This is a genomic window from Streptacidiphilus jiangxiensis, from assembly GCF_900109465.1.
Lineage (GTDB): Bacteria > Actinomycetota > Actinomycetes > Streptomycetales > Streptomycetaceae > Streptacidiphilus > Streptacidiphilus jiangxiensis.
Map to the genome: position 1 here is coordinate 231,903 of NZ_FOAZ01000014.1, position 22,072 is coordinate 253,974.

Here is a 22,072-nt window from a genome sequence, read left to right on the forward strand (position 1 = left end):
CGAAAAATCGGGCGACAGGGCCTCGCAGGAGTGACGGCGCTCACCCTGACGGCGACCGCCTTGGGCTTCCCCGGGCTCTCATGTCATCATTCGAAGACATCATGTGATGACAATCTTGGGAGAACCTCGATGACCGCCCTGCACGCCGCGCCCGGCCGCCTTCGAGAGCGCGCCCTGGTGCCGGTCCTGGTGTTCCTCGGCATGGTGGTCGCGGTCATCAGCAGCCTGGGGTCTCCGCTGGTGCCCACCATCGCCTCGGTCGACCATGTCTCCCTGTCCGACGCGCAGTGGTCGCTGACCATCACCTTGCTGGTCGGCGCGGTCGCCACACCCACGATGGGACGGCTCGGCGACGGGCCGCACCGGCGGCGAGTGATCATCAGCGCCCTCACGGTGGTGCTGCTGGGCAGCGTGCTGGCGGCGCTGCCGCTCGGGTTCGCGTGCCTGATCGTCGGACGGGGGCTGCAGGGCCTCGGCCTGGGCCTGACCCCGCTGGCCATCGCCACGGCCCGCGACGCGTTGCCGGCCGAGCGGTCGCGCCCGGCCGTCGCGCTGCTCTCCATCACCACGGTGGCCGGCGTCGGCCTGGGCTACCCGCTCACCGGGCTGATCACCGAGTCCTGGGGCGTGCACGCCGGCTTCTGGTTCGGTGCGATCATCAGTGCCCTGGCGTTGATCGCCGCCGTGCTGGTGGTACCGACGGCGCACGGCCGGGAGAAGCGTCCGCTGGATGCGCTCGGCGCCGTGCTGCTGGGCGTCGGGCTGGCCGGGCTGCTGCTCGCGCTGAGCGAGGGCGGGATCTGGGGCTGGGGCTCGCCCCGGCTGCTCGGCCTGACCACCGCGGCCCTGGTCCTGCTGGCCTGGTGGACCTTCCACGAGCTGCGCACCACGCACCCGCTCGTCGATCTGCGGTCGCTTCGGAACCGGGTGGTGCTCACCGCCGACATGTCCGGTCTGATCGCGGGCGTGGCGATGTACATGTTGATGTCGATGGTCACCCGCTTCGTCCAGACGCCCGCCGCCGCCGGCTACGGCTTCGGGACCTCGGTCCTGGTCACCGGCCTGGTGCTGCTGCCGTTCTCCGCGGCCAGCGTCGCCTCCAGCAAGCTCGTGCCGCTGCTGGCCCGGCGCACCTCCACCGCCCTGGTGCTGCCGGTCGGCTGCGTCGTCTCGCTGCTGTCGATGGTGATGTTCCTGTTCTGCCGGAACAGCCTGTGGGAGCTGTTCGTCATCATGGGCATCGCCGGGCTGGGCGTCGGCTGCACCTTCGCGGTGATGCCCGGACTGATCGTCAGCTCCGTACCCGCGCACGAGACCGGTAGCGCCATCAGCTTCAACCAGGTGCTGCGGACCGTGGGCTACTCCACCGGAAGCGTGCTGAGCGCGGTCATCCTGGAGGCGCACACCCCCGCCGGCCGCCTGCTGCCCGAGAACAGCGGGTACCAGGCAGCCGCCTGGCTGGGCTGCGCGGTGTGGGTGGTCACCGCTGTGGTTAGCATCGTCCTGCCGCGACGCGGAGCCCCGGCACGGAGCACGGTCGCCATGGACGAGGAGCTGCTGATGGACGAGAGCATCGCCGACGCCGAGACGGCGGAGGACAGCGCCACCGCGTCGGCCGGCCGGGCTCCCCGGTGACCGCGCCCAAGCGACGGGACTCGGCCCGAAGTCGTGAGCTCCTGCTGACGGCCGCGACCGAGCTCTTCGCGGAGCGCGGCTTCGACCGCAGCACCATCCGGGAGATCGGCGAGCGGGCCGGCGTGGACCCGGCCCTGATCGCCCGCTACTTCGGCGGCAAGGCACAGCTCTACCTGGCCACGCTCCAGCTCGACCAGTCCGGCGCCAATCCGGCCGACCTGCTGGAGCCCGAGCGGGCCAGGGCCCTGCTCGACCACGCGGCCCGACGCGGCCCCGGGCCGATCCTCCGAGCCGCGGTCGCCCCTCACGAGGATCCCGAGGTGCAGGCGGCCGCCGCCGAGCAGCTGCGCCGACGGCTGGTCGACCCGCTGTGCGAGCGCTTCACCCGCGAGGGCCTGGACCGCCCGCAGCTGCGGGCGGAGCTGACCGCGGCCGCCTTCGTCGGGGTGAGCCTGTCACGGAGCAGCGGCACCTTCCAGGCGCTGGCGGAGGCCGGAACCGAGGAGATCGTCGCGCTGGTGCTGGAGCTGCTGGCACCGCGCTGACAGGTCCTCCCCCGGCCCCCGCTGGCAACCAGCTCAGCGGCCAGGCGTTCGCCTCGTGTCCACGTTCGCTCGGACACGTGCGGCTTCGCTCTTCAGGCCGAGGTGTTGGAACATGTCGAAGGCCTGGTCGAGGTGCGTTCCGCTGTCCGCGATGCGTCCGAGGTGCTGGTAGCACTCGCCGATACCGGCATGGGCGGCGGCTTCGACCGCGGTCATGTGGGTCCCGCGGGCCAGGTCCAGGACGTCGCGGTAGAGCCGCAGGGCGCGGGCGTGGTCGCCGGTGGCGGCGACGGTACCGGCATAGAGGTCCAGGGCCCAGGCCTCGTTCCCCCGGGCACCGATGCGGCGGAAGATGTCGAGGGCGTCCTGGAGATCCGGGAGCCCGTCCTCGGGGTCACCGGCCAGGCGCTTGAAGTAGCCGAGGTTGCCCAGCGCGTTGCCTTGGCCGTTGGGGTCGGCCAGCTCGCGGAAGAGTTCGAGCGCCCGTCGCCCCGCGTCGATGGCGGCGAGGTGGTCTCCGGCGCGGGCGTAGGCCTGGCCCAGTCCCAGGAAGGCCCTGGCCTGGCCGATCCGGTTGCCGGCCTGGCGGTGCAGTTGCAGAGCCTGCTGCTGGTAGCGGGTGGCGGTGGAGTAGTCGCCGGTGGTCTCGTGGACCACGCCGAGATGGGACAGGGCGGTGGCCTGCCCCTCCCGGTCCCCGAGCGCGTCATACCCGGCAAGGGCGGCGTGGAGGTCGCGTGCGGCGGCCGGGTAGTCACCGTTGAGCCGGTGGACGGTTCCTCTCTGGGTGTGGGCGTTGGCCAGTCCGAGACGTTCGTCGAGTCGCGCGTACCGCACGATCGCGTGGTGGAGGTGCCGCTCTGCCGGTGCGCGCGAGCCGGTGAACGCGCTGATCTGGGCCAGCAGGGTCAACGCGTTGGCGTGCCCGAGGTGCGCGCCGGCCCGTTCGCAGTGGTCCACTGCGCCATGCAGGTCGGCGGCCGCGCCGGTGAAGTCTCCCGTCAGAGCCCGCACATAGGCCAGGTCGGTCAGCGCCGCACCCAGGACGGCGGGCTGCCCGAGCCGCTCGGCCAGGCCGACGGCCGTGGCGTGCACGGTGATGGCCTCGTCCCAGGAGCCGTCGGTCGCCAGCAGGGAGGCTGTCGCCCCCGCGAGCCGCACGGCCCGGAGCGGGTCGTCGGTGGCGGCCTGGCGGAACGCGGACAGCAGGTTGGCCCGCTCGGTGCGCAGCCACGCCCAGGCCGCGGTTCGGTCGGCCAGCGTGGGCGCGACCCTCGGCGCGGGCCCCTCGACCGGGAGCCGTGGAGTCGAGGTGACCAGAGCCTGCGCGCACCAGGCGGTGTGCTGGTAGTAGTCCAGCAGTCGGGCTGCGGCGGGGCCCGACTCGCCGGGTGCCTCCTGCACGGCCAGCGCACGGGCGTAGGCGCGGACGAGGTCGTGCAGACGGTAGCGGCCGGACTGGTGCTGCAGCAGCAGGTTGTGGTCGAGCAGGGATTCCAGCAGTTCCTCGGCCGTACGCACGTCGCCCAGACCGGCCAGGTTCGCGGCGGCGCAGGCGTCGATGTCGTCGCCGGGGAGCAGACCGAGCAGGCGGAAGAGGCGCTGCTCCGCCTCGGGCAGCCGGGCGTAGGAGGTGGCGAAGACCGCGGTCACGTCGCGCTCGGTGTCGCGCAGGTGGACCAGGCGGTCGGTCGCGCCCCGCAGTTGGGCGACGAGGTCCGCGACGCGCAGGGCCGGACGGTGGCGCAGTCGCGCTCCGGCGATCCGCAGCGCCAACGGGAGCCGGCCGCACAGCTCGGCCAGTTCGGCGAGGGCCTCCGTCTCGTCGTCGGCAATCCGCTGCGGCCCGGCGACCTGACGCAGCAACGTCGCGGCCTGATCGACGTCGAGCACGTCCAGCGTCAGCGTGTGCGCGTCGTCCAACCCGGTCAGGCGACTCCGGGAGGTGATCAGGACCAGGCATCCGGCCTCGCCCGGCAGCAGTGGTCGAACCTGGGCGGCATCGAGGGCGTTGTCGAGCAGGACCAGCGTGCGGGTACCGGCCAGCCGGGACCGGTACAGGGCGGCGCGCGCCTCCACACCAGGCGGGATCGCCTGCGCCGGCACCTCCAGGGACCGCAGCAGCGTCTCCAGGGCGTCAGCCGCGGACATCGGCTCCCGCCCGGCGGAGTGGGCGTGCAGATCCACGAAGAGCTGGCCGTCGCCGTAACGGTCCTTCAGTTGATGAGCGGCGTGAATCGCCAGCGCGCTCTTGCCGATCCCGGCCATCCCGTCCACCGCGGCGATCACCAGCCAGCCGACGGATTCCGACGCGGTAGCAGCCGCGGTGAGCACGGCCGTCTCGCGCGAGCGGCCGGCGAACAACCGTGTCGCGGCGGGCAGCTGACATCGCGCCTCAGGGGAGTACGGGCCCACTGAGCCGCCGTCGCTGAGGAGACCGGACGCCGCATCGACAACAGCCGACACCTGACTGTGTGTCATCTCCTGGACGACGCCCAGCACCCCGGAGATACGACGCATCGTGCTCGGGTGCGGTCGTCGGGTCCGGCCGCGCTCGATCTCGCTGATCGCGCGCACACTCACCCCGGCGCGCGTCGCCAACTCCTCGATGGACAGGCCCCTGCCCCTGCGGAGGGCGCGGAGGTCACCGCCCAGAAGCTCCGGCGTCATCGTCGTCCCTCCTCTCGTGGCGTGCCCGGGCGATCAGTCCGACCACGAAACTGCCTGGTATTCCGCCGGAAAGCATCATCCGACTCGTCATGGTCGGCGGCAAGAGCGCGTTCATAGGGTGACAGCGGGCGAATCACAGGTGTTCTGCCGACGAACAGCAACGCTGCGGCATTCCCTGCGCGGTTCACACGTTCTCTGGAGGTCCTGCTGGTGAGAGCACTACCATCAACGTCGGTCCGACAACTGCGAAAGCGCGGCCGCGTCAAGGCCGGCCTCGCGCTGGCCTGCGCGACCGGATTCGCGCTGGCTCCGCCGGCCGGCAGCGCGTCGGCCTATGCGACGCCGTCGGCGAGCGCCTCGCCGCCGCCCGGAGTACCACTCCCGGGCGCGGCTCCGGCTTCGGGCATCACCCTGCCGGGCGGTGACCGAGTCGTTTATCAGGGGGCACGTGGGAGCCGGACCTACAACGTGGTCGGGCACGACGGCAGAACCGTGCCGTTCCTGAAGTTCGATCCGGGCAACGGACACACCTACGTCATTCCGGCCTCCGCGCTCTCCCACGTCGCATCGCTCGACACCGCACAGTACGACGTGCCGCAACTGTCCCGTTCCACAGCCCCGGTCGCCGTGACGCGGGCGCGGCAGGCCCCGTCGGGCTATCCGCTGCACATCGTCCAGATCAACGCCAAGGACCTGGCCTCGGCTCCGGCCCAGAATGCTCTGAGCTTCGTGATGAACGTCGACTCCGCCGGCAAGTTCGCCGCGGTGATCCCGGACATCGGCGGGGTGGCCCGCGTGGCCCTGCCGGTGGGGAACTACGCGATCTACACCGGCTTCGCCGAGTACGACGCGAGCGGCAATGCCACCGGGTTGCGCCTGGTGCTGCAGGACAACCTGGTGGTCCCGAACACCACCGGCGTCTCCATGGTCACCGCCGACGAGCGCGCCGCCACCGCCCAGGTCACCGCGGCCACGCCGCGGCCCGCGACGTCGGACAACGTCACGCTGGACGTGACCCGGACCGACGCCGTCGGCAACGCGATCCCGGTCCAGGCCGTCGCGGCAGGGAACGTCTTCGTCTCCCCGCAGGGCGCACCGACGATCGGGAGGCTGAGCTCCCAGGCGATGTGGGACGGGGTGAGCCCGGCGGGCACCCGCGCGCCGTACCGCTACGACGTCCTGCTCCCGCAGTCCGACGGGGTTCCCGCGAACGAGACGTACCCGGTGTCGGCGAGCGGACTGGCCTCGCTCCACTACACGTTCGACACCGATGCGGCCAACACCGCCCACACGGGCCTGTACCAGATCGGCGTCCGCAGCCAGCAGCTCGGCGGCTTGGTCGGCACCTATCCGGTGACGGTGCCCGAGAGCCTGACCGACTACGTCACCGCGCCCCTGCCCGCCGGATTCGCATGGCTCCAGAGCTACTTCGCGGAGCTGGGCAGGGCGCCGGACGAGGGGTTCGCGGGCCTGCAGCCGGGCGACCTGCCGAGCTTCACCGGCGGGCAGCAGGTCTGGCGCACCTGGGGGCACGGACCGTTGGCCCCGCAGGTCGGCCAGTTCCACGGCCCCAACCTCTGCTTCGCCTGCGTGGCCGGCACATCGATGGGCATCGGCTTCAACGGTGACTTCACCGACAGCGCACCCGAGACGTCCGGCTACTACGAGGTGCCCTTCGGGTACCCCAACCCGACCGTCGAGAACGTCACGGTCTACCGGGACGGCCGGCAGATCGCCCAGGAGCCCAGCGTGGGCGCGTGGTTGTCCGACATCCCGCAGCAGGTCGACACCTACCGCGCGGTGTTCGACGTGGACGCGAGCGGGATCAGCTCGGTGTCCCAGGCCACGAAGACGCACACGGACCTGACGTTCGTCTACAACCCGGCCGCCGACCCGCACTTGACGCTGCCGCCGGCCGACTCCTGCTACGAGGGGTTCAGCGATCCCACCTCGTGCCGGATCCTCCCCATGCTGAACCTGAACTACCAACTGAGCACCGACGGCAGCAACACCGGCCACGCCGTTTCGGTGCTGAGTCTGACCGTGGGTCACGAGAGCTACGACGGACAGGGTTCGCAGGCGCCGGCCACCTCGGCGAAGGTCGAGGTCTCCTTCGACGGCGGCGCCACCTGGACGCCGGCGGCGACCGTCCCGACCGGTCGGAACCACTACCTGGCCATCTGGCCCGACTCCGGAGCCAAGGGCAGCATGCCCTCGCTGCGGGTGACCGCGACCGACTCGATCGGCGGCTCCATCACCCAGACCATCACCAACGCCTACACGATCGGCTGACGGGAAGTGACCATGAGGCTGATATCCAGATCCCGCTTCCGTCTCGGGGCAGCCGCGGTGGGCGTGGCGGCCCTGACGGCGACCGCCTCGATGGCGGCCCTGTCCACGACGGCCTACGCGGGACCGACCGCCGTCGCGCACACCGTCTCGTCCCCCGTGCGTCAGGTGTGCGGGGCGGCGAAGGCCGGGTACGACCGCTGCCTGGCCGAGGTCCGCACGGACGTGCACGAGGGCCTGGGCGTGCGCGGCAGGGCGGCCGCGGCCGTCACCGGCCGTGCGACGGCGCTGCCATCCGGCTTCGGCCCGGCCGACCTGCAGGCGGCCTACAAGCTGCCGAGCACCGGCGGCACGAACCAGACCGTGGCGATCGTCGACGCCGGCGACGACGCGACCGCCGAGGCGGACCTCGCCGTCTACCGCTCCACCTACGGCCTGCCGGCCTGCACCACGGCCAACGGCTGCTTCCGGAAGGTGAACCAGACCGGCGCCTCGGCGCCGCTGCCGAAGGACCAGGGCTGGGGCATCGAGATCGCCCTGGACGTGGACATGGTGTCGGCGGCCTGCCCGCAGTGCCACATCCTGCTGGTGGAGTCCGACGACGCCTACTCGCAGAACCTGGCCGCCTCCGTCGACACCGCCGTGCGGCTCGGGGCGACCGAGGTGTCCAACAGCTACGGCGCCACCGAGGGCAACGGCGTCCAGGCCTACGCCCACGACTACGCCCACCCCGGGGTGGCGATCTTCGCCTCCTCCGGCGACAGCGGCTACGGCATCCCGATCGTGCCGGCCGCCTACAGCTCGGTGATCGCCGTCGGCGGCACCTCGCTGACCAAGGACTCCAGCGCGCGCGGCTGGAGCGAGACGGCGTGGGGTGGGGCCGGCAGCGGCTGCTCGGCCTGGATCGACAAGCCGACCTGGCAGAAGGACCCGGACTGTCCCGGACGCATGACCGCCGACGTCTCGGCGGACGCCGACCCGAACACCGGTCCCGCGGTCTACGACACCGACCCCCACGACGGCACCCCCGGCTGGGGCGTCGTCGGCGGCACCAGTGCCGCCTCCCCGTTCCTGGCAGGCGTGGTCGCGCAGGCCGGCAACCCGGCGAAGTTCCCGAACGCCTCGGCGCTCTACGCGCCGTCGGCCACCGCCGGCCTGAACGACGTGGCAGGAGGAGCTGACGGCTCCTGTGCCGGGGACTACCTCTGCACCGCCGTCCCGGGGTACGACGGTCCGACGGGGCTCGGGACGCCGAACGGCCTGTCGGCCTTCTGAGGACGCCTACGCCCCGACATCGCCTGCGGTCGGCACGCTGCTGCTGCCTGCCGACCGCTGTGCGCTCTTGAATCCGTAGGCAGGCAGATCGCGGGCGCCCTTCCGGAAGTGGAAAGGCGCCCGCTCTGAGCGGCCGAACACCGTGGCCAGGCTCTCCGGCCTGGTCACCAAGGCCGACTGGCACGCATGGACCACGGACGACCTGCGCCGTGCCGCCGACATCGCGTTCACCGCGTTGGGGCCGCAACGGCGCCTCCTCGGCTCCGACTGGCCCGGTGACGAACCTGGCAGCCGGAATGACCGGAGCACCCTGGACCATCAGGAAGTCCTCCAAGCCAGCCGTGACGCGGCCTCCCGCATGGGTGAGCCGCTCGCTCGGCTGCTGAGGGCGCTCTGAAACAATCCCGCCCACCGGTCCGACCGTGCGCGAACCTTGAGTCGGGCCCCCACCCACTACCAGGAGTACGTCATGCAATCCATGCAGTCAGCGTTCACCCCCCTGACCGACGGTGAGCGGACTCACCTGCTCGCAGCCATCGACCTCGCTGCCGGCGCACGCGAGCACGGCAACCATCCGTTCGGCGCGCTCCTCACCGATCCGGCCGGCAACGTCCTGCTGACGGCCGAGAACACCGTCCTGACCGAGCACGACGTCACGTGCCACGCGGAGACGAACCTCGTACGGCTGGCCACCCGCACGCTGACACCCGATCAGCTGGCCACCGCCACCCTGTACACCAGCACCGAGCCGTGTCCCATGTGCTCGGGCGCGATCTACTGGAGCGGCATCCCCCGGGTGGTCTACGCACTGGCCGCGACCGAGCTGAACGTCATCGCCGCCGCGGACCCCGACGAACCGCTGCTCGACCTGCCCTGCCGCCAGGTGTTCGCGGCGGGCGGCAACACCGTCGCCGTATCGGGACCACATCTCTTCGAGGAGTCCGCCGCCGTGCACGAGGGGTTCTGGGCCTAGGCACTCCAGAAGATCGCGCCGCGCCTCGGCGGTCACGAGCCGCAACAGTCCCCGGAAGGCTCCGCCGCACATGGGCGCCGGGCGGAGCTCACCGTCACGCCCGCCTGGGCCAAGCCGGCTCGGAGTTTGCTCCCGTGTCGCGGAGTGGCGATCTCGTCAGAGTGCTTTTGACTGCGCTTTCGATGCACGAGAGTGCTGGGGCGATGCAGCACGATTCCAAAGTGGATCTACCAGTCCGCTACCACTCTGCTCCATCGACATCTCCCAGCGGCGCTGAAGCGACTCCTGGATCCGCCGCTCCATCTCGGCGGACACGTGGCTATACGTACCCCCTGCCCCCTGGACCTTGTGCCCCATCCGCGCCTCGACGGCCACTACAGGGTGGCCATCCTCATCGCACCAGACCTTGTGTCTGTGGCGCAGCCCTGGGGCACCATGCCCGTCACGTCTGGCACCGCGAGCAGCTCTGGACGGCCCGGCGTGCCCTTGCGTCGTGGCTCGGCATCCGCGCCGTCGACAATCGCGCTTGTGCGAGGTGAACAGGTACTCGCCGCCGTGGGACGCCATGAGCTCGCCCAGCAGCCCAGCGAGAACGGCGGCAATACGAGGCGTCGGTAGCTGCCGTACTTCGGCGGATTCAGCTTCCATCCCGTCTGCGCGGCCGACCCGTGTTGCCGCGTGACACGGGCTCTGGCTCCGCCGCTGGGCTACTTGACCAGCCTGAAGCCGGGCTGGTCGACCCAGGCCCGCAGGAAATCCGCAGTGCCGAGCACCATCGGACACTCCTCGTCGGCGAGGCCCAGCACCCCTGGAAGTCCGGCGACCACCGCCCCCTGGCCTTTCAGAAGTTCGGCCTTGACCACACCTCCCAGGACGTCGACGACTGCCGCGGTGAGCAGGGCAGTGGCCGTGTGGTCGATCCCACGGTTGCAGCCGGCGCTCACATTTACGGCATGGGTCGGTTTGAAGCCGAGGACAGCTTCCACCTCGGGCTCGTCCGCGTGCTCGGCCTCGAAGATGCTCTCGTCACCGACCCCCGGCCCCATCAGGTAGACCAGAAAGGGCCGACGACCGTCCACCTCCCGCGCATCGAGCGCCGTCGCCGCATCCATGCCCAGCCGTTCCACGGGCACGTTGACGTCGAAGTATCCGAGGCGCCGCTGCTCGAAGTGGGTGGAGAGCCCTCGCATCAGCGCACTGAACTCAGCCAGCGCAGCCGAGGTGACGGGCTCCGCCAATTCGATCACCAGGGTTGGACCAGCCATGCCGGGAGCCTAGCCCGCTGCCTGGCTCGACACCGCTGAAATTCTCACGACCTCGCATCCAGTCGGCCGAGCATCGAGCCGCCATCCCGGCGAACGATCCCGGTCAGAGCACCAGCGGCAGACCGCGCGCGTGCTCGGCATCGGCGAGCGCCACGTGCAGATCCACGACCGGCCCTGCCCATGGTGCGGCGGCATCCTGATGTTCCATCAGGTACTGGACGGGTCCCCGTTCGTGATCTGCCAGACCGGCCGCGGCTGCACCGCCCCCGGCGAACGCGACCCGCGCGGCCGAGCCTGGTGGAACGGGCGGCTCCTCGGCGCCCTGGCCGGCGCCCTCGACGCCCGCGAACGGGACGCAGGATGACCAGGACCGCGCCCGGGTGTCAGCGCCGCTGCCTGCTCGAATACCACTTCAACCGCGAAGTCCTCGCCCGTTGCGGAGCCGCTCAGGGGGTCGTGCGGGTGATTGGCGGAAGGGTGTAACTGCCGTCGAAGACTGCCGGCTTGGGTTCGTACATGCGCAGAATGGGTCGGAACGGCCCTGCCGGCGTGGGGAGCCAGTTGGCGCGGGCAGCTGGGTCGGTGGGGGCGTCGGGGCGCAGGTGGAGGCTGAGCGAGCCGTCGTCGGCGTAGCGGAGGCCGGGGGTGCGATCACCGATGGAATACCGGTCGATGGGGTTGGCGACCAGGTAGTAGTCCGGCAGGTCGTACATGGTGACGGACCAGAACGCGTCGACCGGGGGCGGGGTGTCGAAGCGGAGCGTGTAGGCCTGATGGCCGTCCAGGGCTTGTCCGCTGCCGTCGTTCCAGGTCATGGTGTAGGCGGCCTCGTAGCCGTGGTTGCCCCACAGGCCGGCGCGGGCCGCCGCGGCGCGCACGAGGTGGGCGGCGGCGCGGTCCTGGATGATCCAGCGGGGGTCGTTGAGGGTGCCGGGGCCGAGGTTGTCGAGGTTGTAGTCGAAGGCGTGGTAGGTGAGCTTCCAGCCGTTCTGGGTCGGGCTGCCGCCGTTCGAGGTGAAGGTCTCCACCTTTTCCTGGCCTGCCTTGAAGCCGGCGATCAGGGCCTGGTGCAGTTCGGTGGAGGGCGCGGTGAAGGGGTCTTCGGTGTCGAGCAGGCCCAGCGGGGCGAAGCGGCGCTGCTGGTCCTGTTCGGCGGCTGAGGGCGGGAACGCCTTGAGGTAGCTGCGCAGGCGCCGGTAGAAGGTGAGTGCCCGTTCGGTGCCGGGTGGGATCGCGGGCAGGCCGCGGCCTGCGGACGAGGCCTCGATGGTGAGGCCTGCCTGGAGTGCTGCGACGGTGGGCAGGTCGTCGGGGCCGTCGCAGGCCCAGCGGCCGACGATGGTGAACACCGTGGTGGGGGCGCTGATCACGGTTGCCCCGGCGGGGACGTCGCCGTGCCAGCCGGGCGGGGTGAGCAGAAAGGTGCCGGCCTTGGTGCCGGTGGCCCGGCGGCCGACGTAGGCGAAGTTGTTGGTCCAGGCGTCGACGAACTGCAGCACGTAGTAGCGACCGTCGGCATCCGGGACCCGCAGCAGGGCCGGTCCATCGCTGACGTCCATCTGGGCCATGGAGTAGATCGTGTCGTTGTTGATGCTGACGAAGGTGTCGTCCGGTCCGGCGAGCTTGCCTGCGTGGCTGAACCTGTTGAACGGGGCCGCGGCCATGCTGCCCATGCCCTGGGTGGTGAAGCGCTCGACCTGGTCCAGGTTGAACACGAGGGGGAAGCCGTACACGTAGGCCTCGGTGGCCAGCTGTTCCAGATCCTTGCTCATCGCGCACCTCGGTTCGCATCGGGCTGTCTGATCTTGCATCCTGACCCGCGGCTGGGCACTACGCCACTTGGGCGTCGGCTCGCCGCGTGCTCGGTCCGCGCGTGTCGCGGTGATGGCCGGCCCCCGCGCGGTGGAGGGGCTGTCCCGTCAGCTGCCGGCGTGCGGGATCGTGATGACCTCGGTCCGGGGTCGGACGGCAATGCCCTGCTGTTCGGGCAACAGCCAGCGCACCAGGACCGAGCCCTCCCGGCGTCCGCCGGTGTTGAGCCAGTTGGGTGTGCCCGGGTCGCGGTGGGCCACGACGAGGCGGACGGAGCCGTCCGGTTCCAGGGTCGCGTTGCCGTGGTTGATCGAGCTGTGGGGGCTGCGGTCCTCGAGGGACTGCCACCAGATGTTGCTGAGGTGGACGCCCCAGTAGCGGCAGGCGGGTGGCGAGCGTGCAGGCGAGGGGGTCCGCTTCGACCAGATGCTGGCAGCCCACTAAGCCATGGCCGCCATCCTGCTCCGTGCGTTCCAGGAACGCTTCCACGGCGGCGCCGCGGAACTCGGCGCCTTCGCGGAACGTGTGCAGCAGGGCACGGGTCTGGCCATGACGGTGTCCCTGCAGGCCTTCCAGGACGAGACGCAGGCCTCGCTCCTGGCCGGGGCCGACCTCGCGGTCGAGCTCGCCGAAGACCTGCTCGCCGGACGCCCAGCAGCCACGCGAGCCGCAGCACTCGGCATCCGCCTGCCGCAGGACTTCACCGTGCTGGCACTCCAGATCGGCCAGGACCCCGAGGAAGCCGCAGCCTCTCCCGGCTACCGCGGCACCGCTGCCGCTCGCAAGGCGCGCCGGGTCCGCGCCGCACTGGCCGCGGAGCTGCCTGGCCCCCTCCTCAGCGCCGCCCGCCCAGGCCACCTGCTCGTCCTCGCACCCGGCCCGGCCGAACGGGCGCTGCTGACACGAATCCACCGCCGGATCGCCCGTACCGTGACCGCGCCCCTGCGCGTGGGTGCCGTCTGGGCCGCGCGGCCCGCCGACATCCCTGCCGCCGCCGCGAACAGCGCGATTGAGATCACCCGCCTTGCGACCGCTTTCGACCTGCCCGAGGACGCCTTCCAACGCCCGCGTCGACGCGGGCCAGACCGGAAGCCAGGGCGTCTCGGGAGCGACGGCGGTCTCCGGCCTGGGCAGTGTGAGAGCCATGGTCCGTCCTCCTCAGGCCGCACGCACAGCGGCGTTGTCCTGGGTCAGGGAGGCCCAGCCGTGACGGGAGTCGGAGTGCAGCGGCACGGCGGGTGCGGCCACCAGCTGGGGGTCGACGACCAGCTGGGCGACGCCCAGTTCCGCAGTCATCTGCCGGACCGCCGCCTCGGAGATCACGATCGAGCGCTGCTGCGCGCCGAGCACGGCGGACAGCTGCCGCCGGCTGGTGAAGCCGACCACTGTCCGCACGCCCAGCGCGGTGCGGAACAGTCGGAGCACGTCGCCTGCGAGACCCGACCGGACCGGGACTGCCAGCAGTCCGGCCGGGACGAGTTCCTCAGGTTCCGGGTCGTCGCCGTTCAGGTGTCGAGCCATCGTTCTCGCCCCTCCGATGAGCATGAGAAGTCGTCAGCATCCCGTCTGCCATGGGCAACTCTGGCCGCAGACCAGACGCTATTCCCGCTGCTCCCGGCGCTGTGAGCCGTCCTGACGCGTTCCTGACGCGGCTCCTGTGAATGTTGTCGTCCCAGTGGCGGCGGGGTGGCTGCAGTCACACCGCACGGCGCTCTGCACCCCTGCGAGGCCCGGTCCGGGCGTCCGATTCGTTGTCCCGGACGCCCCACGCCGCGCGGGCGTCAAGGCGGCGTCAGAGTCGGACGCTCGGGCGCAGTGATCTCGTCAAGGCAGACCGCACAGCAGCCCGCCGAGTGATCCCCTGGATCTTGAAGAGCGGCGACGAGAGTGTGCGCCGCGAACCCCGGAGGCGAACGGCCATGAGCCAGTCAGTCATCACTGCCCCACTCGAGCCGGCAGGGCAGTGGGAGCCCCTGTGGCCCCTGCCCCTCCTGCCCCTGCCGCAGCCGCAGCCGCAACCGCGCGCGGCCGACGACACCGATGACGGCGCCGAGCCCAACTTCCACGCCGACTGTCGCATCGCCGCACGGTTCCTGATGTAGTCGTGGGCGCAGCGCGTCAGGGACGCGCAAGGCATCGACGCGGAACAGCAGACCCCGACCGACCGACCAGGACGAATCCCGCCGGCCGAGGAGTCCGGGCGCCCCGAACCATGACCGGAGACGACGAGGACATCGGCTGATCACCGAACCGGACGTCGGTCACCGCTCAGAGCCCCGACCGTGGCTGGTGACCCGTCGCCGCGCCAGGCGGGACGTGCGGGGTTAGCCTGAGCTGAGGGCGTGCCGTGCAGACCGATCGGCGCCGACGCGCGGGCGTCCCTGGGCGCTGCCGTTCCCGCCGGAGATCCCGATGCCGCGCACCTCCCGTTCCCGCAGCAGGGCCCGCGCGGCCGACTGGCGGCGTGAAGCGCGCCGCACCAACCTCTGGCTCGTGCCCGTGCTCGAGGCGCTCGCCGCCGCGGGTCTGTTCGCGATCACGCTGGGTGTGGACCGTGCCGCCTACAACGGCACCGTCCAGCTGCCCAGCTGGGTACTCAGTGGTAGCGCCGACGGGGCACGGCAGGTCCTGACCACGATCGCCGCCGCCGTCATCACCGTCGTCGGCTTGGTCTTCTCGATCACCATCGTCGCACTCACCCTGGCCTCCACCCAGTTCGGGCCACGGATGCTGCGCAACTTCATCCGCGACCGCGGCACCCAGCTCACCCTCGGGACCTTCGTCGCCACGTTCCTCTACGCCGTGCTCGTCCTGGTCGCGATCAGTCCCGGCCCGCACGGCGACTTCGTGCCGCACCTGTCCATCACCACCACCCTCGCGCTGACCCTGGTCGACCTGGCGACGCTGATCTACTTCATCAACCACATCGCCCGTTCCATCCAGCTGCCACAGGTCGTCGCCTCCATCGCACACGACCTCGCGGACGCCATCGAGGACCAGAGCGCCCTGGGTGCGACAGGCACCGACGCGCCGGAGCGCCCCGAGCGCGGGCTCTCGCCGACCGAGCTGCTCGACCGGATGCGGACCGAGGGCGCCGTCATCACCACCTCCGCCAGTGGCTACCTCCAGTACCTGCGCCATGACCGCCTGGTCCGCATCGCCCGCGACGCCGACGCCGTGATCCACGTTCCCTACCGGCCCGGCCACTTCCTGGTCCAGGGCCACCCGCTGGCCTACGTGTGGCCTCCGCAGGCCGCGGCCCAGGTCACCGCGACCCTGCGCCGCGGCCACGTCACCGGCCCCTACCGCACCCTCACCCAGGACGTGTCCTTCGGCTTCGACCAGCTCGTGGAGATAGGTCTGCGCGCCCTGTCCGCGGCCGTCAACGACACCTTCACCGCGATCACCTGCATCGACTGGCTCGGCGACTGCCTGTGCCGGATCACCACCACCTGGCAGCCCCAGCACGTGCACCGCGACCATCACGGGTACGTCCGCGTCATCGCCCACCAACCGGATTACGACCGCCTCGTGCGGCGCTCCTTCGAGAAGATCCGGCAGGCGTCCGTCGGCATGCCCGCCGTGATGATCCGCCAGCTCGACGCACTCGACAAGGTCATGCGCCAGACCCAGGCCCCTGAACGACGCAAGCTCCTGATGGAACAGGCGGACCTGGTCCTGCACACCTGCGAGGCCACCGTTCCCGAACCCTCCGACCGCGCCGACGTCGAACGCAGCCACCAGGCTGTCCGCACCACCTACGAACAGCTCGGTTGAGCCCCAGCCGCTCGGGGCCGGGCTCGTCGGTCGGGGCCGGCTCCTGCCGGTACAGCCCTCTGCGCCGCTCGCGGCGGACCAGGACCCGGTCCCCCGCGAGCACGGCGATGAGCAGGACGACCAGAAGCGCTCCCGCGAGCAGTCGTGTCACGACCGCAAGCCTTCCAACAGGTCGGCCATGCCTGCGGCGTGACGCAGACGTCTTGACTCGCACCGAACGCTCCGGGCGTGATTGCCAACGGCGTCGATGCGCCAGGCTCTGTCCGCAGTCATCTGCTGCTGTGAGCTCGATCAGCTGCGGCTCCAGCGCCAGGTAGGCCGCGAGGCCGGAGCTCAGGGCAGAACCACTGTGCGCCCCGTCGACCCTGATCCGGGCAGTCCGGCGGCGAGCCGCGCCAGGTCTCGTCACCCGAGCGGAAGATCCGCGACATCCACCACGCGGTGACCTTCCTGCCAGGGCTGAGGAAGGTCGCCCCGCAGCGCGTCGGCGCCGCGCATCACGGCACCCGGCCTCCTCGTGCACAGCCATCGCCGACGGGGCGGAGCGATTCCGCGCGGCGATGAGGGCGGAGAAGGAGCTGGTCCGGACGAGCGGCACCCAGATCGACTTCTACGACGCCGAGGCCACGGCCGCCGAGGCTGCGGGCCGGGTCGCCGCGCACTTCATTCGCACGCGGGTCTGACCGTCGGCCGGGGACACCATCGCTGACCTGGGCTCTCGCCAAGATCACATCAAGACCTCAGCCCCCGGCGTCAGGGACCCGTCAGGGGCCGTGGCCGCCGGGCGCCGTCCGGTGTGGAATACCTGACGGCGGGGCCCGCCGCGCGCTTCGTGCTCACAGCGCGGCTTGCCCCGCCCCCAAGCCCCTGCGGGCCCGAACCTGACCCGACGGCCTTCCTCGGGCCCGCAGCGGAAACCCGGCCGGCCGGGACCACGGGAGCACTGCGCCGCTTCCCCGGATCCCGGCCGGACGTTCGTCACACCTCGATGTGCGAGCCCATGATGACCGTGCGGTCGCGCGGGAGGCCGAAGTACTCCGCGGCGTCGGCGGTGATGTCGGAGGTCGCGATGAAGGGGGCACGGTCTCGGTCTCCACGGAGAGGATCACGATCTTCTGGTGCCGGACGTGGTTGTGCTCGACGTTGGCGCGCAGCGCCAGCGGCGCGGAGCCCGATCACGATGCCCTCCCGCGGGGAGGCTACTCGTGAGCCGCTCGGTCTGTCGTCGGCTCAGCGGGGAGGTGTTCGACCAGAACCGTCACCGCCTTCAGGAGTTCGACGAGCAGCTCCCGGTCGGTCAGCGCGACGCCGCCGTTAGCCTGGGGCGGGACGGCGGTCGCCGCTCGGTGCTCGGCGAGGACCCTGAGGCTGCCGGCGATCCGGTCGGGCAGCTCCCGCTCCGAGGGTGCTCGCAGGAAGCTCCACGCCTTGACCACGCGTTCGCGCGTGGAGGGGAGGACAGCGAACACAGCCAGCAGGACCACGTTCGCGGCGGCCACCGCGGCGACTCCCAGGCTGCAGGCATCCACCCAGCCCGCTGTGGGCGTGAAGAACGGATGAGCCGTGCCGAGCGCCCACAACAGGAGCAGTGGCGCCGCCACCGCGCTCAGGTCGACCGCACTGAGCACGAAGACGATCAGTTTGGTCCGAGCGCCCGTCGGCAGGTCCCCGCCCAACACGATCCCCAACCCGGCGAAGCCGATCGTGAAACACACGGCCAGCGTGCCGGCGAGCGTACTGAGGAACAGCGACGGGTCGGCCGACGGGCCGACGGCGACAAGTGACATGAGCTCCCCCTCCGTCGCTTCCAGCGTGCCAGGCCCCACCGACAACGGGGAACCGGTAAACCGCTGCCGGGCGCCCAGGCCCACCTGTGACGTCCACATCAACGCCCCGACAAGGGACTGTCAAGATCGGCCGCTGGGGTATACGGGCGGCGTCAAAGCCGTCTCGGGGCATCCCTGTCTGCGATGGAATGGCGCCGAACGGCGGCCCCGACGAGGGCTCGCCTTGACTGACGGGGGATCAAGTGGCGCGTGTGCTGCTCGAAGAGAACTTCCAGCACCTCGACGGTGTGGACGTGGAGGAGCTGATCGAGGCGTTCGGCGAGCTCGGCATGAGCGTCGAGCCGACCCAGCCGCGCAGCGCTCAGCCGCGCCGGGGCTGGGTGCTGCAACTGCACTCGCTCAGAGACGACGCCTCCCTGCTCACGGAGGCGTTTCTCTCAGGGCCGCTCGCGGACGCGGTGCGCGGCGTGCTGCTGCGTCAGCATGCTGTCGGAGGAGGCGGAACGAACGTGCGCGAGCGCACGCTGCCGTCGCGGATCGAGGTCCACGGACGGGACGGTCGGCTGCTCGTCGGCGTGCCGCTCGGCTGACGTCCGGTCACTTCACCTGCCCGGGGCACGGCGTCACCATCCGCCGACGCCGTGGTTCCGGCGTCGGCCGGACCACTCCGATTCCACCCGGGCCCAGTCCTGCTCCCATGCCCTCCAGTCGCGCTGGTCGAGCCTGTGCCGGGCCCATGCAGTCCCCACGGCGACCAACACTAGGCCGCCGCTGGCGGAAGCCAGGGCGAGAAGGGAGGCGAGCAGGACTCGGTCCCCAACTCCTGCCAGGCCGTCCGAGAGAAGCGCGGCGCCGAGAAAACCGCGGGCCGGTTCGCACTCTGACGTGCTGGTGACGGCGCCGGTCGCCTTCCGAACGCGTCCTTAGCCAGGAGCGTGCGGCGGCCGCTGCGCACCGAGACCGCATGCTGGGTCGGCCACCGGATCGATCCCGCGGGCCCCGCGGCAAAGCTGCGTCAAGCGCAGACCTGGTCCCGTATGAGCGGCGTCAGAACCGCCTCGCGTTGCTCCCCCTGGGACGCCCCTCGGTGTTGACTGATCACGGTCGGCCCGCCGTTGACTCCCGCCGGCAGACACGTCGTCGGGCAGACCGTGTGGGCGGCCCCGGGTCCGCCCACACGCATGGCAGCAGCCATTGGTCGGGAGAAGAGGTGCGAGGTCATGGCGTCGCAGTCCCGCGGGAGCGTCGTCGTCGGAGTCAGCGGCAGCCGCGGCAGCCTGGAGGCGTTGCGCGTCGCCACCCGGGAGGCCCGCACGTCGCAGCGGCCGCTCGTCGTGGTCCTGGCCTGGTCTTCTCCCGGCGGCGAGTTCGCCCAGCGGCGCGCGAGCGCGCCCTCGCTGATCAAACTGTGCGAACGCGAGGCGAAGGCCCGGCTGGCCCGCTGCTTCGACGAGGCGATGGGTGGCCCGCCGACCGACCCGGTGCCGCTGCCGTTCGTCGTGCGCGGACGCCCGGGGCCGGTGCTGCTGGAAGTCGCGGACGACTGCGAGGACCTGCTGGTGGTCGGCGCCGGAGAACGGAGCTGGCCGGGCCGGCTCGTGCACGGTGCGACGGCCCGCTTCTGCCTGGGCCGTGCGCGCTGCGCCATCCTCGCCGTGCCGCCGCCCCCGCTTCTCGACGCTCTCCCCCGCGCGGCGCGCCACCGCGTCCCGTACCTCTTCGACGAGGCGGAGCGCGACGAACCCGCGCGCTCCCTCTGACACCCCAGGCCGGTCCGGCCTCCAGGCTTGCTTTGACTCCTATGAAGGGACTCCTCAGGTGACGGTCAGCTACCCGCGTGCGGCAGGGCACTGCCGGCGGTACATGCTCCGGGATCTGCCTCCGTCCGCGATGCTCCCCGAGGCGCCGGCACCGCTGGCCGGTCCGGTCCACGTGGACCAACTGCGCCACACGGCTAGTGCCGGAGGTCGTCCGCTGACCTTGACCAGACTCGAGTTCGACCTGCTCGCGCAGCTGGTGGCCGAGCCGCTGCGGGTGTTCACGCGCGTCCAGCTCCTCGAAGGAGTCTGGGGAATGGCCGCTGTCGGAGATCTCCGCACCGTGGACGTCCATGTCACCCGGCTGCGGCGGAAACTGGGGCCCGGGTTCCGGCAGATGATCGCCACGGTTCGCGGGGTCGGCTACAAGTACGACCCGTCCATGGCGTAGCAGGAGCGCCGGAGGGGCGCGCATCCCGGATTCCCGGGGACGCGCCCCTTCTGTGTGCCGCCATCGCCGTTCAGAGCTCGTAGCGATAGCTCATCCCGGGCTCCGTGAGGAGGTGCCGGGGGGGGTGGGCCGGGTCGCGCTCCAGCTTGCGGCGCGGGCCGGCGAAGTAGACCCGGAGGTAGTCGGTCTTCTGCTCGTGGCCTGGCACCTCAGAGCTGTTGCAGTATTTGACGGCCGGTCACCAAAGCGCCCCTGGTGGGCGAGCAGGACAGCGAGGATGCGCCACTCCGTCGGGGTGAGGGCGCCTGCCTGGAGGGGGCTCATGTCGAGCAGGTTGTCGACAAGCCGGTTGAGTATGACCAGGGAGACCTCCGCATTGCCGAGGAGCTCGTCCCGGTCGTGGCCGCTGAACGCAGCCGGCACCGACCCCGCACGCCCACGCCACCTCGTCACCGAGCCCGGCATGGGCTACCGCTACCAGCCCTGAGGTGCTAAGCCGAGATCAAGAAACGCATCCCGGACATATCCCCGGCATCAGGGCTCCGCGCGGCCGCTTGTCGCCGGGCATCCGCCCCGCTGGAATGGTCCGCATGGACCTCCTCTGCAGCCTCGTCCGCGCGGTCACCGCGCCGGGCTGCTCCGCCGTGGCCTTGGCCCGGCTCGAGGACCGTCCGCCTCATCGCGTGCGCTGACGCTGCACGGCAGCGCCCTCGCGCGCCCCAGATCCGCGCCGGCTGACGCCTGCGTGGATTCAACCCCATCCTTTCCGAATGGATCGACGTGTCCACTGACACCTTCGCCTTCGCCGGCCGCACCGCGCTCGTCACCGGCGCCACCAACGGACTCGGCCTGCAGACCGCCCTGCGACTTGCCCTCGGTGGCGCCCGTGTGATCGTCCACGGGCAGACCGCGCAGAACACCAGCACCGCCGTCGCCGCCCTCACCGAGCTGGGCGCACCGACAGGGCGCCTGGAACAGGCCGTCGCCGACTTCCGGCACCTGGACCAGGTCCGCGCACTGGCCGAGCAGCTGACGGAGCACCACGAGCGGCTCGACCTGCTGGTGCTCAATGCCGGCATCGCCGCACCGGAGCGACGCACCCTCACCGAGGCGGGCAACGAGCTGAGTTTCCAGGTCAACTACCTGGCGCCCTACCTGCTGACCCGGCTTCTGGAGCGCCCGCTCGCGCGCGGCACCGACACCCGCATCGTCGCCCTCGGCTCGTCCCTGCACCGCACCGCCAACATCGACTGGACCGACCTGACGCGTGCCAAGCGGTACTCACGGATCGCCGCCTACGGCCAGTCGAAGCTGGCGCTCGCCACCTTCGTCACCGCCCTCGCGCACTGGCTGCCGGCCGGGCACACCGCCGTGACCGTACACCCGGGCGTCGCCGAGACCGCGACCCGCCCGCTCTACGGCACTGTCGGCCGCCCGGTCGGCGAGGTGGCCGACATCGTCGTCCAGCTCTGCGACCCGGCCTTCCCGGTCGTCAACGGCGGCTACTACGAGGGCCTGGAGATCGCCCCGGCCGGCCAGCAGGTGAGCGAGAAGCGCTCGGTGGACCGCCTGCTCAAGCTCAGCGAGAAGCTGACGGCCGCTCCCGAGCCCGCCGTCTCCGCCGTCTCCGCCGTCTCCGCCGTCTGAAGGTGCGGCACTCCGCCTTCCAGCAACCACCGACGAGCACGAGGAACCCCGAAGAGATGTCCAAGCGCGCCCGTAAGAAGCACGACCGGCGCAAGAAGGCCGGCAACCACGGCAAGCGCGCCGGTTCCTGACGGAGCCTGCGCCGCCGTGACGGTCCGGGATGCGCCCTGAAGGGCGAATCCCGGACCG

At 71.2% G+C, this 22,072-nt stretch carries 21 protein-coding genes and 1 pseudogene; 16 read left to right on the forward strand and 6 right to left on the reverse strand.

Translation table 11 applies throughout. The annotated features are described in order from the left end of the window. Positions 1–129: 129 nt before the first annotated feature. Together BMY61_RS25845 and BMY61_RS25850 are read left to right on the forward strand one after the other, a co-directional pair. On the forward strand, positions 130–1,635 hold the full coding sequence (locus BMY61_RS25845) for an MFS transporter (protein WP_063773348.1): 1,506 nt from the start codon (positions 130–132) through the stop codon (positions 1,633–1,635). Next, on the forward strand, positions 1,632–2,180 hold the full coding sequence (locus BMY61_RS25850) for a TetR/AcrR family transcriptional regulator (RefSeq protein ID WP_042454938.1): 549 nt from the start codon (positions 1,632–1,634) through the stop codon (positions 2,178–2,180). Before BMY61_RS25845 ends, BMY61_RS25850 begins: the two co-directional genes overlap by 4 nt. A 33-nt stretch (positions 2,181–2,213) precedes the next feature. Here the strand turns inward: BMY61_RS25850 and BMY61_RS25855 are convergent, their stop codons facing one another. After that, positions 2,214–4,850 carry an ATP-binding protein gene (locus tag BMY61_RS25855; protein ID WP_052439190.1) on the reverse strand — a complete coding sequence of 879 codons (2,637 nt, stop codon included), beginning with the start codon at positions 4,848–4,850 and terminating at the stop codon, positions 2,214–2,216. Between the two features lie 492 nt (positions 4,851–5,342). On the opposite strand from BMY61_RS25855, the gene BMY61_RS25860 reads away from it, so the two are divergent. The 4 genes and pseudogenes from BMY61_RS25860 to BMY61_RS25875 all read left to right on the forward strand — a co-directional run bounded on the left by BMY61_RS25860 (position 5,343) and on the right by BMY61_RS25875 (position 9,387). After that, positions 5,343–7,142, forward strand: a complete 1,800-nt coding sequence (locus BMY61_RS25860) for a hypothetical protein (protein ID WP_143094525.1) — start codon at positions 5,343–5,345, stop codon at positions 7,140–7,142. A 12-nt stretch (positions 7,143–7,154) separates the two neighbouring features. After that, on the forward strand, positions 7,155–8,414 hold the full coding sequence (locus tag BMY61_RS25865; RefSeq protein WP_042454943.1) for a S53 family peptidase: 1,260 nt from the start codon (positions 7,155–7,157) through the stop codon (positions 8,412–8,414). A gap of 139 nt (positions 8,415–8,553) precedes the next feature. Beyond that, a pseudogene (locus tag BMY61_RS25870) lies at positions 8,554–8,811 on the forward strand (amidohydrolase family protein); the annotation flags it as partial. Between the two features lie 72 nt (positions 8,812–8,883). Then, on the forward strand, positions 8,884–9,387 hold the full coding sequence (locus BMY61_RS25875; protein ID WP_236656522.1) for a nucleoside deaminase: 504 nt from the start codon (positions 8,884–8,886) through the stop codon (positions 9,385–9,387). Positions 9,388–10,094: 707 nt separating this feature from the next. Here BMY61_RS25875 and BMY61_RS25880 read toward each other — a convergent pair. Continuing rightward, positions 10,095–10,652, reverse strand: a complete 558-nt coding sequence (locus BMY61_RS25880; protein ID WP_042454946.1) for a DUF6368 family protein — start codon at positions 10,650–10,652, stop codon at positions 10,095–10,097. Positions 10,653–10,782: 130 nt separating this feature from the next. Between BMY61_RS25880 and BMY61_RS25885 the strand changes: the two genes are divergently transcribed. Then, a complete protein-coding gene (locus BMY61_RS25885; protein ID WP_052439191.1) occupies positions 10,783–11,016 on the forward strand; it encodes a hypothetical protein in 234 nt (77 codons plus the stop codon). 82 nt (positions 11,017–11,098) lie between these two features. Here the strand turns inward: BMY61_RS25885 and BMY61_RS25890 are convergent, their stop codons facing one another. Together BMY61_RS25890 and BMY61_RS25895 are read right to left on the reverse strand one after the other, a co-directional pair. Next, the gene (locus tag BMY61_RS25890) at positions 11,099–12,424 is read right to left on the reverse strand and encodes a DUF1254 domain-containing protein (RefSeq protein WP_042454948.1); all 1,326 of its coding nucleotides are present in this window, start codon (positions 12,422–12,424) and stop codon (positions 11,099–11,101) included. Between the two features lie 147 nt (positions 12,425–12,571). Then, complete coding sequence (locus BMY61_RS25895) at positions 12,572–12,892, reverse strand: DUF1214 domain-containing protein (RefSeq protein ID WP_082015422.1); 321 nt, start codon at positions 12,890–12,892, stop codon at positions 12,572–12,574. 19 nt (positions 12,893–12,911) lie between these two features. Between BMY61_RS25895 and BMY61_RS48840 the strand changes: the two genes are divergently transcribed. The 4 genes from BMY61_RS48840 to BMY61_RS48470 all read left to right on the forward strand — a co-directional run bounded on the left by BMY61_RS48840 (position 12,912) and on the right by BMY61_RS48470 (position 16,924). Beyond that, positions 12,912–14,090, forward strand: coding sequence for a hypothetical protein (locus BMY61_RS48840; protein ID WP_161791323.1), 1,179 nt, complete (start codon positions 12,912–12,914; stop codon positions 14,088–14,090). Positions 14,091–14,383: 293 nt separating this feature from the next. After that, entirely contained in the window at positions 14,384–14,566 is a 183-nt protein-coding gene (locus tag BMY61_RS25905; protein ID WP_042454951.1) for a hypothetical protein, read from the forward strand. 310 nt (positions 14,567–14,876) lie between these two features. After that, positions 14,877–16,241, forward strand: a complete 1,365-nt coding sequence (locus BMY61_RS25910) for a DUF2254 domain-containing protein (RefSeq protein WP_042454953.1) — start codon at positions 14,877–14,879, stop codon at positions 16,239–16,241. A gap of 560 nt (positions 16,242–16,801) precedes the next feature. Then, the gene (locus BMY61_RS48470) at positions 16,802–16,924 is read left to right on the forward strand and encodes a hypothetical protein (RefSeq protein WP_269083981.1); all 123 of its coding nucleotides are present in this window, start codon (positions 16,802–16,804) and stop codon (positions 16,922–16,924) included. A gap of 516 nt (positions 16,925–17,440) precedes the next feature. Here BMY61_RS48470 and BMY61_RS25915 read toward each other — a convergent pair. Next, positions 17,441–18,112 carry a hypothetical protein gene (locus BMY61_RS25915; RefSeq protein ID WP_042454956.1) on the reverse strand — a complete coding sequence of 224 codons (672 nt, stop codon included), beginning with the start codon at positions 18,110–18,112 and terminating at the stop codon, positions 17,441–17,443. 167 nt (positions 18,113–18,279) lie between these two features. On the opposite strand from BMY61_RS25915, the gene BMY61_RS25920 reads away from it, so the two are divergent. The 3 genes from BMY61_RS25920 (at position 18,280) to BMY61_RS25930 (ending at position 20,236) form a co-directional block, all read left to right on the forward strand. Beyond that, positions 18,280–18,618, forward strand: a complete 339-nt coding sequence (locus BMY61_RS25920; RefSeq protein ID WP_143094526.1) for a hypothetical protein — start codon at positions 18,280–18,282, stop codon at positions 18,616–18,618. A gap of 630 nt (positions 18,619–19,248) precedes the next feature. Beyond that, entirely contained in the window at positions 19,249–19,788 is a 540-nt protein-coding gene (locus BMY61_RS25925) for a universal stress protein (RefSeq protein WP_042454965.1), read from the forward strand. A 130-nt stretch (positions 19,789–19,918) separates the two neighbouring features. Further along, entirely contained in the window at positions 19,919–20,236 is a 318-nt protein-coding gene (locus BMY61_RS25930; protein ID WP_425314707.1) for a winged helix-turn-helix domain-containing protein, read from the forward strand. Between the two features lie 70 nt (positions 20,237–20,306). On the opposite strand, the gene BMY61_RS48655 is transcribed toward BMY61_RS25930, so the two are convergent. Then, positions 20,307–20,444 (reverse strand): hypothetical protein, encoded by a 138-nt coding sequence (locus BMY61_RS48655; protein WP_161791324.1) that lies wholly within the window; start codon positions 20,442–20,444, stop codon positions 20,307–20,309. A 572-nt stretch (positions 20,445–21,016) separates the two neighbouring features. On the opposite strand from BMY61_RS48655, the gene BMY61_RS25940 reads away from it, so the two are divergent. Further along, entirely contained in the window at positions 21,017–21,883 is an 867-nt protein-coding gene (locus BMY61_RS25940; RefSeq protein ID WP_042454966.1) for an SDR family NAD(P)-dependent oxidoreductase, read from the forward strand. A 56-nt stretch (positions 21,884–21,939) separates the two neighbouring features. Next, entirely contained in the window at positions 21,940–22,014 is a 75-nt protein-coding gene (locus tag BMY61_RS48845) for a 50S ribosomal protein bL37 (RefSeq protein WP_370103260.1), read from the forward strand. Positions 22,015–22,072 lie beyond the last annotated feature (58 nt).